Genomic DNA, 14,206 nt, shown 5'->3' with positions numbered 1-14,206 from the left:
CATTAACAGGGCGACAACGCAGCTATGTCTATTTTCAAAGGTCTGGGATGGCTCTTTCGCAGCCTCTGGCGCCTGCTCAACTTTACCCGCTTGATGCTGGTCAACCTGCTGTTTCTTCTCGTCGTGCTGGTCATTGTCTTCAGCGTCAGCCAGAGCGAGACCCCAAGCCCCCCCATCGAGGGGGCGCTCACCCTCAATCTCTCCGGTGTGCTGGTAGAACAGCGCACCCAGACCGATCCCACGGTGCAACTGCTCAGGCAGATGGACAAGGGGGACGAGCAGCCAAGCGAAATCGTCCTCTCCGATCTGCTGTGGGCCATCAAGAGCGCGGGGAATGACGATCGCATCAAGGCGCTGGTGATCAAACCCCAGGGTCTGCAAGGGGCCAGCCTCTCCAAACTGCAGGAGGTGACGGCCGCCATCGACGCCTTCAAGGAGAGCGGCAAGCCGGTCATCGCCATGGCGGACTACTACAGCCAGGGGGCCTATCTGCTCGCCGCCCACGCCGACCACGTGCTGCTCAACCAGAGTGGTGCCGTGCTGATCGAGGGGCTGGGTGTCTACCAGACCTACTTCAAGTCGGCACTGGAGAAGCTCAACATCACCCCGCACGTCTTCAAGGTCGGCACCTACAAGTCCTTCGTCGAGCCCTACACCCGGGACGAAATGTCCCCCGAGAGCAAGGAGGCGAACCAGCGCTGGCTGGATCAGCTGTGGCAATCCTATGTGGCCGACGTGGCGGAGCAGCGGGAGATCGAGCCGGATGCCGTCGCACCGAACAAGGATCACTTCCTCGAACTGCTGCGCAAGGCCGGTGGCAATGCGGCCAGCTACGCCCTCGACAACGGTCTGGTGGATCAGCTCGCCACCCGCGACGAGATGACCCAGGCGGTGATCAAGGAAGTGGGCGAGGCCGATGATCACGGCTGGAAGGGCGTGGGCCTGAAAGAGTATCTGGCCGCCATCCCGGAGCAGTACCCCCAGAGCGGCAAGGATGAGGTAGGCCTCATCACCGCCAGCGGCGCCATCATGGATGGCGTCCAGCCTGCCGGTACCATCGGCGGCGACAGCCTTGCCGATCTGCTGGCCGAAGCCCGCCGTGACGATCAGGTGAAAGCCGTGGTACTGCGAGTGGACAGCCCCGGCGGCAGCGCCTTTGCCGCCGAGCAGATCCGCGCCGAATTGCTGGCCCTGAAACAGGCGGGCAAGCCGGTGGTCATCTCCATGGGCAGCTACGCCGCCTCCGGTGGCTACTGGATCTCCGCCGATGCGGACAAGATCTTCGCCTCCCCCACCACCCTCACCGGCTCCATCGGGGTGTTCGGCATGTTCGCCACCATCGACAAGGCGCTCTCCCAGTACGGGGTACACACCGACGGCGTCGGCACCACCGACTTCGTGGGGGTCGGGCTGACCCGTGCCCTGCCGGATCACGTGGGTGAAGCCATTCAACTGAGCGTGGAAGACACCTATCAGCGCTTTGTCGGCCTGGTGGGCAAAGGCCGGGGCCTTAGCCCAGAAGAGGCGGAAAAAGCCGCCGAAGGCCGGGTCTGGACCGGGCAGGATGCCAAGGCACTGGGGCTGGTGGACGAGTTCGGCAATCTGGATGACGCCCTCAAGGCGGCCGCCGATCTCGCCAACCTCAAGAGCTGGCAGGTCACCCCCATCGCACCGGAAGAGTCTGCCAGGGACAAGTTCCTGCGCGAGCTGTTTGACAGCAGCGCCCAGGCGCTGGCCCCGCACCTGCAAAGCTGGCTGCCCGCCGGGCTTGGCAAGGCGCTGCTGGAGATGAACCGCACTCTGGACCCGCTGACCCGCTTCAACGATCCCCAGGGCACCTACGCCTTCTGCCCGGTCTGTCTCCCCTGACGCCGGGGACAGCCATAAAAAAACCGCCGACAGGCGGTTTTTTTATGGGGCAAGCGGCCTTGTCAGGTCAGCAAGCCGGACGCTTGCCAGCGGTGCAACTCTGCCAGCACCCGGGTCTCTCGCGCCGTCCACTGGGGACAGGGACCCGCCAGCTGGGTCTTGTTGGTCTGCAGGGCCTCGGCCAGGGGGAACCAGCCCGGCGTGAAGCCGAGGCGGATCTCGTAGGGCTGGGGGCGCGGCGCACTCCAGTCCTCCCCGACCCGGCAGAGGTAATAGGACGATCGGATGCAGTAGGCATCGTAATCCGGCTCGCGCGCGGCACGATACTCCCGGGTCTCTCCCAGCAGGGGGCCCACGGCCACCAGCTCGGCGCCACACTCTTCCCGAAGCTCCCGGGCCAAGGCCGCATCGTGCGCCTCCCCGTGCTCGATGCCGCCACCGGGGAACATGAGATCCCCGTTGACGCGGGAGTGCACCAGCAGCAGTCGATCACCACGCATCACCACGGCCCTCACCGTGGCCCGTTCAAGCACCCTGTCCTCGCCGCGGATCTGGCCGTGGACGAGGCGGATATCGAAGGGATGGGCCCACTCCCGGGCTTCTGACAGGGTCGGATTCATGGTGTGTGGTAGCTCCCCTGCCTGAGTGCATCGACGATGGTGGCCGCCTGGTCGTCCAGCGTCTCCTGCTCTTCCTTGCCGATGGCATGGTAAATGCCGAGCCGGGTGGCGGAGACCTCGGGGCTCTCCTGGAATGACTCGCTCACCTTGCCCCACAGATAGGCCTGATCAAATCGCTTCTGCCCCATGTAGAGGGTGCTGAGGGCGGTGAGGATCCGGCTGTTGACCTTGTCCCCCTCCCGATAGAGGGAGAGCGCATGGTGCATCAGCCTGATGGCCTTCTCGGGCTCGCTCTTGGCATAAATGCCGCCGAGCGCCAGTTGCAGCTCGGGCTCCTCGAGGCTCGGCGTTCCCTCCTGCGCGAGGAAGCTGGCGCGGGCCTCGGGACTGGTGTTGTTGGTCCAGTGCCAGAGCAGCAGGTAGGGATCTCGGGAGCCACGGGTCTGAGCGTCCAGTTGCTCCAGTTGCCGGCCGGCGGCCAGCATCCCTTCCACTCTGGGGCTCTTCTGCTCCCTGGCCCGCTTGTACTCGATATTGGTGGAGTGCTCGGCGCACTGCAGATAACGTTCCAGGCCGCGCATCAGATCGTACTTGCGCCTGTCCGTCCCCTCTTCCTGGAGATAGTAACGACCGCGAATGACGTCGCTGCGCTCATAGCGACACCAGCCGTCGTCCACCAGGTCCGCGCACAGGGCGGGATATTGGGAGCAGATGTTGTGGATCCTGTCGTCGTCGCAGGCCGTCAACGTCAGGCAACAAGCGAGGGAAAGCAGTAACGGACGCTGTGAGAATAGGGTCATGGTTCACATCTGGTTGATAACAATCGCAACCCGCACCGGCCACCGCCAACTAGCAAACAGGCTACATATCCATTACAATGCGCGCGCCGTATAAGGCCGCGATTGCAGAATAATATAACGAAACCATCAGCCCTACACTGATCTGCCTTCGACGAATTTCAATTTGCCCAGGCAACTTGCTTCAACAACGTGAAATAAAAGGATCTGGTTAATGACCCACGAGCACTACCTGCAGGCGTGGCAGGAGAGCCAGGAGCTCGCCGAAGCCATGCAACCCTTGATAGGTCGCCTCTACCGACAGCAAGGGATAGAGATCACCCTCTACGGACGCCCGCTGCAAAACGCCTCCACCATCGATATCCTCAAGGCCCACCGGGTCGTTCGCCGCCACCAGGGCACCCCGCTGCCCATCCAGCAAAGCTTCCCTCTCCTGCGCGCCATCGTCGCCCTGAACCCCACCGCCGCCGAAGTCGATCTCGGCAAACTGGCCGTGGGCTACTGGCAGGATCACCAGGATGAAGCCGGCATCGAGGACTATCTGCGTGCCAAGCTGGCACCGACCCTGAACCGCAGTGCCGTGCCCGCCCCGACCGACGTGGTGCTCTACGGCTTCGGCCGCATAGGCCGCCTGCTGGCCCGTCTGCTCATCGAGCGCACCGGCGCCGCCAACTCCCTGCGCCTGCGCGCCATCGTGGTGCGCGGCGGTCGCGACGGGGATCTGGAGAAACGTGCCAGCCTGCTGCGCCGCGATTCGGTGCACGGCCCCTTCAACGGCTCCATCGAGGTGGATGCAGAACGCAGTGCCATCATCGCCAATGGCACCTTCATCCAGGTGATCTACGCGAACAGCCCGGCCGACATCGACTACACCGCCTACGGCATCGACAATGCGCTGATCGTTGACAACACCGGCGTCTGGCGTGACGAGGCGGGCCTGTCCGAGCACCTCAAGGCCCGCGGCGCCGCCCGGGTGCTGCTGACCGCCCCCGGCAAGGGGGAGATGAAGAACGTGGTGTTCGGGGTCAACCACGAGGTGATAGGTCCGGATGACAAGATAGTCTCCGCCGCCTCCTGCACCACCAACGCCATCACCCCGGTGCTCAAGGTGATGCAGGACAAGTACGGCATCCGCCATGGCCACGTGGAGACGGTCCACTCCTATACCAACGATCAGAACCTCATCGACAACTATCACAAAGGCGAGCGCCGCGGTCGCAGCGCCGCCCTCAACATGGTGATGACCAGCACCGGCGCCGCCAAGGCGGTGGCCAAGGCGCTGCCGGAGCTCAAGGGCAAGTTGACCGGCAACGCCATCCGGGTGCCCACACCCAACGTGTCGCTTGCCATCATCAACCTGTCGCTGGAGCAGACCACCGATCGGGAGAGCCTCAACGCCTATCTGCAGCAGATGGCACTGAGCTCGGCCCTGCATCGCCAGATCGACTTCAGCGCCAGCACCGAGCTGGTCTCCTCCGACATGGTGGGCTCCCGTTTTGCGGGCATCGTCGACTCCCAGGCCACCATCGCCGAGGGGGATCACTGCGTGCTCTACGTGTGGTATGACAACGAGTTCGGGTACAGTTGTCAGGTAGTGCGGGTGATGGAGCAGATGGCTGGCGTAGTTCGCCAGGATCTACCGGTATAGTCCGACAGGATCTGCCCGCCTGAACCCGTGTTCATGGCTCAATTTTCAAGGAGAGGCCGGATGTCGTCTCAGCAAGTGACGTTTCAACAAGCGATAGCGCAGATGCCCAAAGAGGTGTACGAGCGACTCAAGACTGCGGTCGAGCTCGGCAAATGGCCGGATGGCAAGCCCCTCACCGAGGAGCAGAAGGCCACCTCCCTGCAGGCCGTGATGGCCTGGCAGGCGATGCACCTTGAGAACCCCGAGCACATGAACATCGGCCGTGACGGCGAGATCGTGATGAAGAGCAAGAGCGAGCTCAAGCGCCAATATCGCGATGAGGAAGAGATAGTGCGGGTCGACCTTAGCCACTGAGGCAGGCCGCACGTCACCTATCGCGGTAACGAAACGAAAGAGGGGAGCCATTATGGCTCCCCTCTTTTTTCCTCTCTATGCAGGATGACTCATCCCCCTCATCCCCGGCCCTTCTCCCACCAGGGGAGAAGGGAGCTGGCACGCACCTGCGAGCAGTCAGCGGGCCACCTGCCGGCGATCTTCATGGCAAACCTCGCCACCTCGATCTATCCCCTCTCCCGCTGGGAGAGGGTTAGGGTGGGAGGGAAAGTCAGGGGGTCAGTTCACCCCGCAGGGACTGCTGCATCAGCTCGCGGATGCGCGGCGCCGGCAGATCCTGGCTCAGCAGGAAGTGCAGCTTGGTGAGCGCCGCCTCGGCGGTCATGTCAAAGCCCGAGATGACTCCCGCACGGGAGAGGGCGTTGCCGGTGGCATAGCCCCCCATGTTGACCTTGCCGTGCAGGCACTGGCTCAGGTTGACGATGATGACGCCCCGGGCAGATGCCTCGGAGAGCAGCGCCAGCATGGCCGGGTTCTGGGGCGCATTGCCCACCCCGAAGGAGAGCAGGATCAGCGCACGCACCGGCTGTTGCAGGATGTTCGCTATCACCTCAGCCGATATCCCCGGGTAGAGGGTCACCACCCCGATGGGCTGGGGGGTGATGTCGTGCAGCACCAGGGGGCGATCGCACGGCACGCCCAGCTCGCCTGCCTCCAGGGAGATGGCGATACCGGCATTGAGCAGGGGCGGGTAGTTGGGCGAGTCGAAGGCGTGGAAGCCGTCGGCATGCACCTTCTTGCTGCGGTTGCCGCGATAGAGCTGGTTGTTGAAGAAGAGCGTCACCTCGTGGATCGGGTAGTTGGCCGCGATATAGAGGGCGTTGAGCAGGTTCTGCTGACCGTCCGAGCGCAGCTCGGCCAGGGGGATCTGGGAGCCGGTGATGATGACCGGCTTGTGCAGATCTTCGAGCATGAAGGAGAGCGCAGACGCGGTGAACGACATGGTGTCGGTGCCGTGCAGAATGACGAAACCGTCGTACTTGTCGTAGTTGCCCTTGATATCCTCGGCGATGCGCTGCCAGTCTGCCGGCGTCATGTCGGAAGAGTCGATGAGGGGGGCATATTCGTGGATATGGTAATCGGGCATTTCCGGTCGATGGAACTCGGGCATCCGTGCCAGACAGTCCTCCATGAAGCCCGCCATCGGTACATAACCGTGGTCGGAACGCTGCATCCCTATGGTGCCGCCTGTGTAGGCAATGTAGATGGACTTCTTCACACCCTCTCCTCTCTCTGGACTGGAAACCGGCAAATCAAACAGGGCTCAACCGATACAGCCCCCGTCCTTCAGATGGTGCGGGCGGGCTCAATATCGGTCATCAGCAGACCTCTTGAGGGTCTGTGTCCTCCCGTGGGGGCGGAACCGGGCGAATTATAAAGAGTGCCGCTGCAAATGACAGCGGCAGCAGCATTGTTGCGATCCGGAGCACACTCGGCGAGGAAGTTTTAAATGCCATGCTAACACCATGTTTTAATCATTAATGTGACATATGTGGATGTACTTGGTGTTTTTTGCTATTATCCGGCGGATTTTTCACAAATCTCATCTGGACGCCCGACGAACACGGGCTCGTGTCGACCCCCTCTTTTGCAGAGGGACGGGGCTGCGGCCCCTCTGTCACTGGCGCGTTCGCCACTCTGTTTCATCCCGGCTGGATCCGTGAGTCTTTCTCGCCAAAGACACAGCCGATCAACATGGGAGCACTGAATGCTACAACTTGATGCCTACGCCACCCTGGTCGCCGCGACCCTGGTGCTGCTGCTTGGCCGCCTGCTGGTCAACAAGATAGGACCCCTGCGCACTTTCAACATCCCCAAACCCGTGGCCGGTGGCCTGGTGGTTGCCCTGGTGCTGCTGGTGCTGCGTTCCACCCTGCAGATCGAACTGCAATTTGATACCAGCCTGCAGACGGCCCTGATGCTGACCTTCTTCGCCTCCATCGGCCTCTCCGCCGATCTGGGCAGCCTCAAGCGCGGCGGCAAGGCGGTGGCCACCTTCCTGCTGGTGGTCACCGGCCTGCTGCTGGTGCAGAACACCCTGGGGGTGGGTCTGGCCACCCTGCTGGGGCTGGATCCCCACATGGGGCTGCTGGCCGGCTCCATCACCCTCTCCGGCGGCCACGGCACCGGGGCGGCCTGGGGCTCCATCTTCACCGAAAAGTACGGCGTGCAATCCGCCGCCGAGCTGGCGATTGCCTGTGCCACCTTCGGCCTGGTGCTGGGAGGCCTCATCGGCGGCCCGGTGGCCCGTTATCTGGTGAAGAAGGTGCAGGTGCCCGGTGAGGAGCACAACCGTGACGGCGCCCCCCAGGGCTTCGAAATGCCGGACATGGAGCGCCCGCTCACCACCTTCAGCCTGATCGAGACCCTGGCACTCATCGCCATCAGCCTGAAAGGGGGCGAAATGCTGGCCCTCTATCTCAAGGGCGGCGTCTTCGAGTTGCCGATCTTCGTCTGCGTGCTCTTTGTCGGCGTGCTGCTGCGCAACCTCCTCACCCTGCTCAACTGGCACGAAGTGAGCGACCGCGAGGTCTCCCTGCTCGGCAACGTCAGTCTGTCGCTCTTCCTCGCCATGGCGCTGATGAGCCTCAGGTTGTGGGAGCTGGCAAGCCTGGCTCTGCCCATCTTCATCCTGCTGGCCGTGCAGACGGTTGCGATGGCGCTCTACGCCATCTTCGTCACCTTCCGGGTCATGGGGCGCAACTATGATGCAGCCGTGCTGGCGGCGGGCCACTGCGGCTTCGGCCTCGGCGCCACCCCCACTGCCATTGCCAACATGCAGGCCATTACCCAGCGCTTCGGCCCCTCCCACCTGGCTTTCCTGGTGGTGCCCATGGTCGGAGCCTTCTTCATCGACATCATCAACGCCGTGGTGATCAAGCTGTTCCTGGCCCTGCCCTTCCTGTGATCCCGGACGCAGGCCCCGTATGACAGAGCCCACCTTGCGGTGGGCTCTTTGCTTGCTGGCCCCTGGACGCTGCCCCGACCCTCACCAAGGGGCCGACTGCAGGCAACAAAAAGCCCCGCACCAAGGTGCGGGGCTTTTTACTGACGCCACGGTAGAACTGCGGCCTGACCTTTCCTTACAGAATGAAGGCCAACACCAGCTGGTTCAAATTGCGGCCTGACCTTCCTTACAAAATAAAGGTCGACACCTGCTGGTTCAGGTTGGTGGCACGCCCCTTGAGGTTGTGCGCCTGATCCAGGTCGCGCATGGCGGAAGCGGTGATCTCGTCGCTCACATCCTTGATGGCGGTGGTGTTCTGGGTGATTTCACCGGTCACCTGGGTCTGCTCCTCGGCGGCGGTGGCGATCTGGCCCGCCATGTCGGAGATGAGGCTGACGGCCTGGGTGATCTCCTCCAGGGCCGCAGCGGCAGCGTCAGCATCCTTCACGCTGTTGTCCGCCAGCCCCTGGCTGGTCTGCATCAGGCTCACCGCGCGGGCCGTGGTCTGTTGCAGGGTTTCGATGGTGGACTGGATCTCCTGAGTGGAATCCTGGGTACGGCGCGACAACACCCGCACCTCGTCCGCCACCACGGCGAAACCGCGACCCTGTTCGCCGGCACGGGCCGCTTCGATGGCCGCATTCAGCGCCAGCAGGTTGGTCTGCTCGGCGATGCCCTGGATGGTGGAGAGGATGCCGGAGATGGCCTGAGCGTGACGGCTCAGTTCACCGATGACGCCGGTCGCCTGCCCCACTTCCTCGGCCAGGTTGTTGATGGACTGACGAGTCTGGTTCACCAGGATCTTGCCCTGTTCACTGCTCTGGGCGGATTGCTGGGCGGCGGCAGCGGTGTTCTCGGCGTTGCCCGCGATCTCCATGGTGGCACTCGCCATCTCGGTGACGGCGGTGGCGACCATGGTTACCTCCTGTTGCTGGCGTTGCAGCTCTTCCACCGCGGCCTGGTTGGTCACCAGACTGCGTTCGGCATCGGCGTTCAGCTCGTTGGCAAGCTGACGGATGTTGGCGATGAGCTGATGCTGGCTGCCCACGAAGCGGTTGAAGCTGCCGGCGAGCTGGCCCACTTCGTCATTGGCGTCGATCTTGATGCGCTGGGTCAGATCGCCGTTACCGTCAGCGATGCGGGCCAGAGCCTGGGACACCTTGGTGAGGGGGCCGAGCAGCAGGCTGACCAGCCAGGAGATGGCGAGGATGCTGCCCACCAGCACCAGCAGGGCCAGGCCGAGCTGGGTCATCAGCAGGGAGGAGAGCGGCGCCTCCAGGGTGCTCTTGTCCAGTACCAGCACCAGCTCCCAGTCGGTGTCCGGAATGTCCGTCGCCCACAGCAGCTTGTCACGCCCCTCGTTGTCGAAGAAAGCAGGCACCAGACTGTTGCTCGCCTTGCTCTGATCGATCAGGGCATTGGTCAGATCGTTGTCGATCTCGCTGGCCGGCTTCATCGCCTTGGCCGCATCCTTGTAGGCGATGACGGTGCCATCCTTGTGCATCAGGATGGCGAAGCCGTCCGCCGGCAGCTTCATCTTGGTGATGTCATCCACCAGGGAGGCGATGGAGAGATCCCCCCCCACCACGCCGCCCTGGGCAGGCTGGGCCAGGGTCACCACCAGAATGTTGTAGGCCACGTCGAGGTAGGGTTTGGTGACGATCATGCCGCCCTTGGCCATGGCTTCCTGATACCAGCCACGGGAGCGGGGATCGTAACCGTCGCGGTTGATGGAGGGGTCGGAGTCGTTCATCTTGCCGCTGCCCTCACCAAAATAGGTGAGCTGGAAACGGCCGGACACCTGGGCCTGTTGCAGGGCGTTGAGGGGCTCGGCACCGGCCTTGTTGCCAAGGGCCTGGATGACGTCACGACGGGCGGCAAGCCAGTCGCTGACGCTGGCGGCCTGCTGGCTGCCAAGGCGCTGCACCTGTTCCTGACTGCCTTCCAGCAGCATGGACTTCTGGCTGGTGTAGCTCTGCCAGGAGAGCAGCAGGATCACCAGTGACAAGGCGATGACCACAGACAACAGTATCTTCTGCTTGAGTGATAGGTTTTTCATCGTGTTTTCTTCTTGTGGGGGTCGGGAACAGGATCAATCGGGAGTGCGTGGCACTGTGTGTTGTTAGCGGCCAATCTGCGCAAAACTGAAGCGGAGAATGGCGTGAGTGACGATATTTTACGCGGAAATTTTAAAAATGCTGCGGAAAATTGGAGCAGGAAAAAGAGCGGGGCCAGCCAACCCTGTTTATTCCTTCTGCAATTGGCTAGAATATCCCGTTTTTAAATCACATCGACCCCGAGAGTTTTCACGATGTTTGAAGTCAATCCTGTATTAAACAAGCTTAAGGAGCTGTCTGAGAGGACCGAGCTGCTTAGGGGGTACCTTTGACTATGACGCCAAGAAAGAGCGTCTAGAAGAGGTCAATGCCGAGCTGGAACAGCCGGATGTCTGGAACGAACCCGAGCGCGCACAGGCGCTGGGCAAGGAACGCGTCTCCCTGGAGAACGTCGTCAGCACCATCGATACCCTGACCCAGGGCGTCGATGACGTCGAGATGCTGGTCAGCCTGGCCGTCGAAGGCGAAGACGAAGAGACCTTCAACGAAGCCGTGGTCGAAGCGGACGAGCTGGAGGCCAAGCTGGTGGATCTCGAGTTCCGTCGCATGTTCTCCGGTCAGCACGACGGTTCCGACTGCTACATCGACATCCAGTCCGGTTCCGGTGGCACCGAGGCCCAGGACTGGGCCAACATGGTGCTGCGCATGTACCTGCGCTGGGGTGATGCCCACGGCTACAAGCCCGAGCTCATCGAATGCTCCGAGGGCGACGTGGCCGGCATCAAGTCCGCCACCATCAAGTTCACCGGCGAGTATGCCTTCGGCTGGCTGCGCACCGAGACCGGCGTGCACCGCCTGGTACGCAAGTCGCCGTTCGATTCCGGCGGCCGTCGCCACACCTCGTTCTGCTCCGTGTTCGTCTACCCCGAGATCGATGATGACATCGAGATCGAGATCAACCCGGCTGATCTTCGCATCGACGTCTACCGCGCCTCCGGTGCCGGTGGTCAGCACGTCAACCGGACCGAGTCCGCGGTGCGTATCACCCACGTGCCGACCGGCGTGGTGGTGCAGTGCCAGAACGACCGTTCCCAGCACAAGAACAAAGATCAGTGTATGAAGCAGTTGAAGGCCAAGCTCTACGAGCTGGAAATTCAAAAGCAGAACGCTGAGAAGCAAGCCCTCGAAGAGACCAAGTCCGACATCGGCTGGGGCAGCCAGATCCGCTCCTACGTACTGGATGATTCCCGTATCAAGGATCTGCGCACCGGCGTCGAAACCCGCAATACCCAATCGGTACTCGACGGCGACTTGGACAAGTTTATCGAAGCCAGCCTGAAATCAGGCCTGTAAACAGAGCAGCAGGAATCACCATGTCTGAACAAACCACCACCCCGGAAGTCGACCAGACTCTCGAACTGAACAACGAGATGCTTGAGCGTCGCTCCAAGCTGGCCGCCTTGCGCGCCCAGGGCAACCCCTTCCCCAACGATTTCCGTCGTGACAGCCTCTCCGGCGATCTGCATGCCGAATTCGGCGACAAGAGCAATGACGAGCTGGTCGCCCTGGGTAAACAGGTGAAGATTGCCGGTCGCATCATGACCCGCCGGATCATGGGCAAGGCGTCTTTCGCGACCCTGCAGGACATGGCTGGCAAGATCCAGATCTACGTGACCCGTGACGATCTGCCGGAAGGCTTCTACAACGAGCAGTTCAAGAAGTGGGATCTGGGTGACATCGTCGGTGTCGAGGGCACCCTGTTCCGCACCAACGCCGGTGAGCTCTCCGTACACGTCTCCACCATCCGCCTGCTGACCAAGGCCCTGCGCCCGCTGCCCGAGAAGCACAAGGGTCTGACCGACCAGGAAGCCCGCTGCCGCCAGCGTTACCTGGACCTGATCGCCAACGAAGAGTCCCGCAAGACCTTCGTGACCCGCACCAAGGTGGTGGCCGGCATTCGCAAGTTCCTGAATGACAAGCGCTTCATGGAAGTGGAAACCCCCATGATGCAAGTCATCCCGGGTGGCGCCTCCGCACGTCCCTTCATCACCCACCACAATGCGCTGGACATCGACATGTACCTGCGTATCGCTCCGGAACTCTATCTGAAGCGTCTGGTGGTCGGTGGTTTCGAGCGTGTCTACGAGATCAACCGCAACTTCCGCAACGAAGGCATCTCCGTTCGCCATAACCCCGAGTTCACCATGCTCGAGTTCTATATGGCCTACGCCGATTACATCGATCTGATGGATCTCACCGAAGAGATGCTGCGCACCCTGGCACAGGACATCCTGGGCGACACCAGGATCCGTTACGCCAAAGAGGGCGAAGAGGGCCTGACCATCGATTTCGGTCAGCCGTTCCAGCGCCTCTCCATGGTTGACTCCATCCTGAAGTACAACCCGGGTGTGACCCGTGACGATCTGGCCACTCTTGAGAAGGCCACCGCCGTCGCCAAGGGTCTGAAGATCGAGCTGATGAAGAGCTGGGAGCTGGGCCACGTGATCACCGCGATCTTCGAAGAGACCGTGGAACACATGCTGCTGCAACCGACCTTCATCACCGAGTACCCGGCCGCCGTCTCCCCGCTGGCTCGTCGCAACGACCAGAACCCGGACGTCACCGACCGCTTCGAATTCTTCATCGGCGGCCGCGAGCTGGCCAACGGCTTCTCCGAGCTGAACGATGCGGAAGATCAGGCCGAGCGCTTCCAGGCCCAGGTTGACCAGAAAGCCGCAGGGGACGACGAAGCCATGTTCTACGACGCCGACTTCGTCACCGCGCTGGAACACGGTCTGCCGCCGACCGCCGGTCAGGGTATCGGTATCGACCGTCTGGTGATGCTGTTCACCAACAGCCACACCATCCGCGACGTCATCCTGTTCCCGGCCTTGCGTCCACAAAAGTAAGCGCCGCAGAAACAGGGCCGCAGCAAAACGCTGCCGTCCATGGCAATCAAAACGCCCCGCAATTGCGGGGCGTTTTTTATGATGGACACAACCGGTGGCGAACCTTCAATACGCCACCAACTTGCCGCTTATCAGGCCGGCGGCAGCAGCCACTCGCCCTGCCACAGGGTCAGTGCCCGGCCCGCCATCAGCACCCGCCCCTCCTGCAGTTCCAGCCTGAGATCCCCACCCCGGGCCGAGATCTGGCGGGCCCGCAATTGCAGCTTGCCGAGCCGTTCGGCCCAGAAGGGCACCAGGGCGCAGTGGTTGGAGCCGGTCACCGGATCCTCGTCCACTCCGACCCAGGGGGCGAAGTAGCGGGAGACGAAGTCGTCCTCCTTCCGGCTCGATGGCGCCGTCACCATGATCCCCCGGCCCGGCAGCGCCCGCAGGGCGTGAAAATCGGGGGTGAGCGCGCGGACCGCCTCCTCGCTACCGAGCTCAAGCAGGAACTTGGCCCCGGCCGCCAGTGTGCGCAGCGGCTGGCAGCCGACCGCAGCCCCATAGGCCGGATCCAGAATGAGCGGCGCCAGGGCAATGCGCGGAAAATCGAGCCAGATCCACTCCCCTTCCCGCCGGGCCACCAGCTCACCGCTGCGGGTCGCGAAGCGGATGGGCTGATCTTCGGCCACCGCCCCCGTCTGCCACAGCACATGGGCCGCCGCCAGGGTGCCATGGCCGCACAAGTCCACCTCCACTTGCGGAGTGAACCAGCGCAACCCGTAATGCCCCTCCCCCAGTTGGGTCAGAAAGGCGCTCTCAGAGAGGTTGAACTCCGCTGCCATGGCCTGCAGCTCGGCGTCGGGCCGCGCTTCCCCCAGCACCACCACGGCGGGGTTGCCTGCGAAGGGGTGATGGCTGAAGGCGTTGACATGATAGAGACGGGACACGGTTGCTCCTTGGGGCATGAGAGATCCCCGGGACAGG

11 protein-coding genes are annotated in these 14,206 nt (G+C 62.6%); 6 read left to right on the top strand and 5 right to left on the bottom strand.

Annotated features, from left to right (window positions below):
• The first annotated feature begins 24 nt into the window (after nt 1–24).
• Nucleotides 25–1,869 carry a signal peptide peptidase SppA gene (gene sppA, locus I6L32_RS11670; RefSeq protein WP_216943912.1) on the top strand — a complete coding sequence of 615 codons (1,845 nt, stop codon included), beginning with the start codon at nt 25–27 and terminating at the stop codon, nt 1,867–1,869.
• 62 nt (nt 1,870–1,931) lie between these two features.
• Here sppA and I6L32_RS11665 read toward each other — a convergent pair whose 3' ends face one another.
• Together I6L32_RS11665 and I6L32_RS11660 are read right to left on the bottom strand one after the other, a co-directional pair.
• Nucleotides 1,932–2,489, bottom strand: coding sequence for an NUDIX domain-containing protein (locus I6L32_RS11665; RefSeq protein ID WP_048207040.1), 558 nt, complete (start codon nt 2,487–2,489; stop codon nt 1,932–1,934).
• Nucleotides 2,486–3,289: a DUF2989 domain-containing protein gene (locus tag I6L32_RS11660; RefSeq protein ID WP_201932542.1), complete on the bottom strand. Its 804-nt coding sequence runs from the start codon at nt 3,287–3,289 to the stop codon at nt 2,486–2,488. Before I6L32_RS11660 ends, I6L32_RS11665 begins: the two co-directional genes overlap by 4 nt.
• Nucleotides 3,290–3,500: 211 nt before the next feature.
• On the opposite strand from I6L32_RS11660, the gene I6L32_RS11655 reads away from it, so the two are divergent.
• Both I6L32_RS11655 and I6L32_RS11650 read left to right on the top strand, forming a co-directional pair.
• Nucleotides 3,501–4,934 carry a glyceraldehyde-3-phosphate dehydrogenase gene (locus I6L32_RS11655; RefSeq protein WP_216943911.1) on the top strand — a complete coding sequence of 478 codons (1,434 nt, stop codon included), beginning with the start codon at nt 3,501–3,503 and terminating at the stop codon, nt 4,932–4,934.
• 60 nt (nt 4,935–4,994) lie between these two features.
• Nucleotides 4,995–5,288: a YeaC family protein gene (locus I6L32_RS11650; protein ID WP_010675423.1), complete on the top strand. Its 294-nt coding sequence runs from the start codon at nt 4,995–4,997 to the stop codon at nt 5,286–5,288.
• Nucleotides 5,289–5,538: 250 nt separating this feature from the next.
• Here the strand turns inward: I6L32_RS11650 and ansA are convergent, their stop codons facing one another.
• Entirely contained in the window at nt 5,539–6,546 is a 1,008-nt protein-coding gene (gene ansA / locus I6L32_RS11645) for an asparaginase (protein ID WP_010675424.1), read from the bottom strand.
• Nucleotides 6,547–7,035: 489 nt separating this feature from the next.
• On the opposite strand from ansA, the gene gltS reads away from it, so the two are divergent.
• The gene (gene gltS, locus I6L32_RS11640) at nt 7,036–8,235 is read left to right on the top strand and encodes a sodium/glutamate symporter (RefSeq protein WP_042881169.1); all 1,200 of its coding nucleotides are present in this window, start codon (nt 7,036–7,038) and stop codon (nt 8,233–8,235) included.
• 226 nt (nt 8,236–8,461) lie between these two features.
• On the opposite strand, the gene I6L32_RS11635 is transcribed toward gltS, so the two are convergent.
• The gene (locus tag I6L32_RS11635; RefSeq protein WP_216943910.1) at nt 8,462–10,333 is read right to left on the bottom strand and encodes a methyl-accepting chemotaxis protein; all 1,872 of its coding nucleotides are present in this window, start codon (nt 10,331–10,333) and stop codon (nt 8,462–8,464) included.
• A gap of 252 nt (nt 10,334–10,585) precedes the next feature.
• On the opposite strand from I6L32_RS11635, the gene prfB reads away from it, so the two are divergent.
• Together prfB and lysS are read left to right on the top strand one after the other, a co-directional pair.
• A protein-coding gene (gene prfB / locus I6L32_RS11630; protein ID WP_102948437.1) for a peptide chain release factor 2 occupies nt 10,586–11,684 on the top strand; the annotation gives its coding sequence in 2 pieces (ribosomal slippage) (nt 10,586–10,660 and nt 10,662–11,684; 1,098 coding nt in all).
• 77 nt (nt 11,685–11,761) lie between these two features.
• On the top strand, nt 11,762–13,240 hold the full coding sequence (lysS, locus tag I6L32_RS11625) for a lysine--tRNA ligase (RefSeq protein ID WP_223302609.1): 1,479 nt from the start codon (nt 11,762–11,764) through the stop codon (nt 13,238–13,240).
• Nucleotides 13,241–13,371: 131 nt separating this feature from the next.
• Here lysS and I6L32_RS11620 read toward each other — a convergent pair whose 3' ends face one another.
• Entirely contained in the window at nt 13,372–14,187 is an 816-nt protein-coding gene (locus I6L32_RS11620; protein ID WP_216943909.1) for a PhzF family phenazine biosynthesis protein, read from the bottom strand.
• Nucleotides 14,188–14,206: the final 19 nt, after the last annotated feature.

It is taken from the genome of Aeromonas sp. FDAARGOS 1402 (assembly GCF_019046925.1).
Classification (GTDB): Bacteria; Pseudomonadota; Gammaproteobacteria; order Enterobacterales; family Aeromonadaceae; genus Aeromonas; species Aeromonas caviae.
This window is presented reverse-complemented; position numbering and strand designations above follow the sequence as displayed.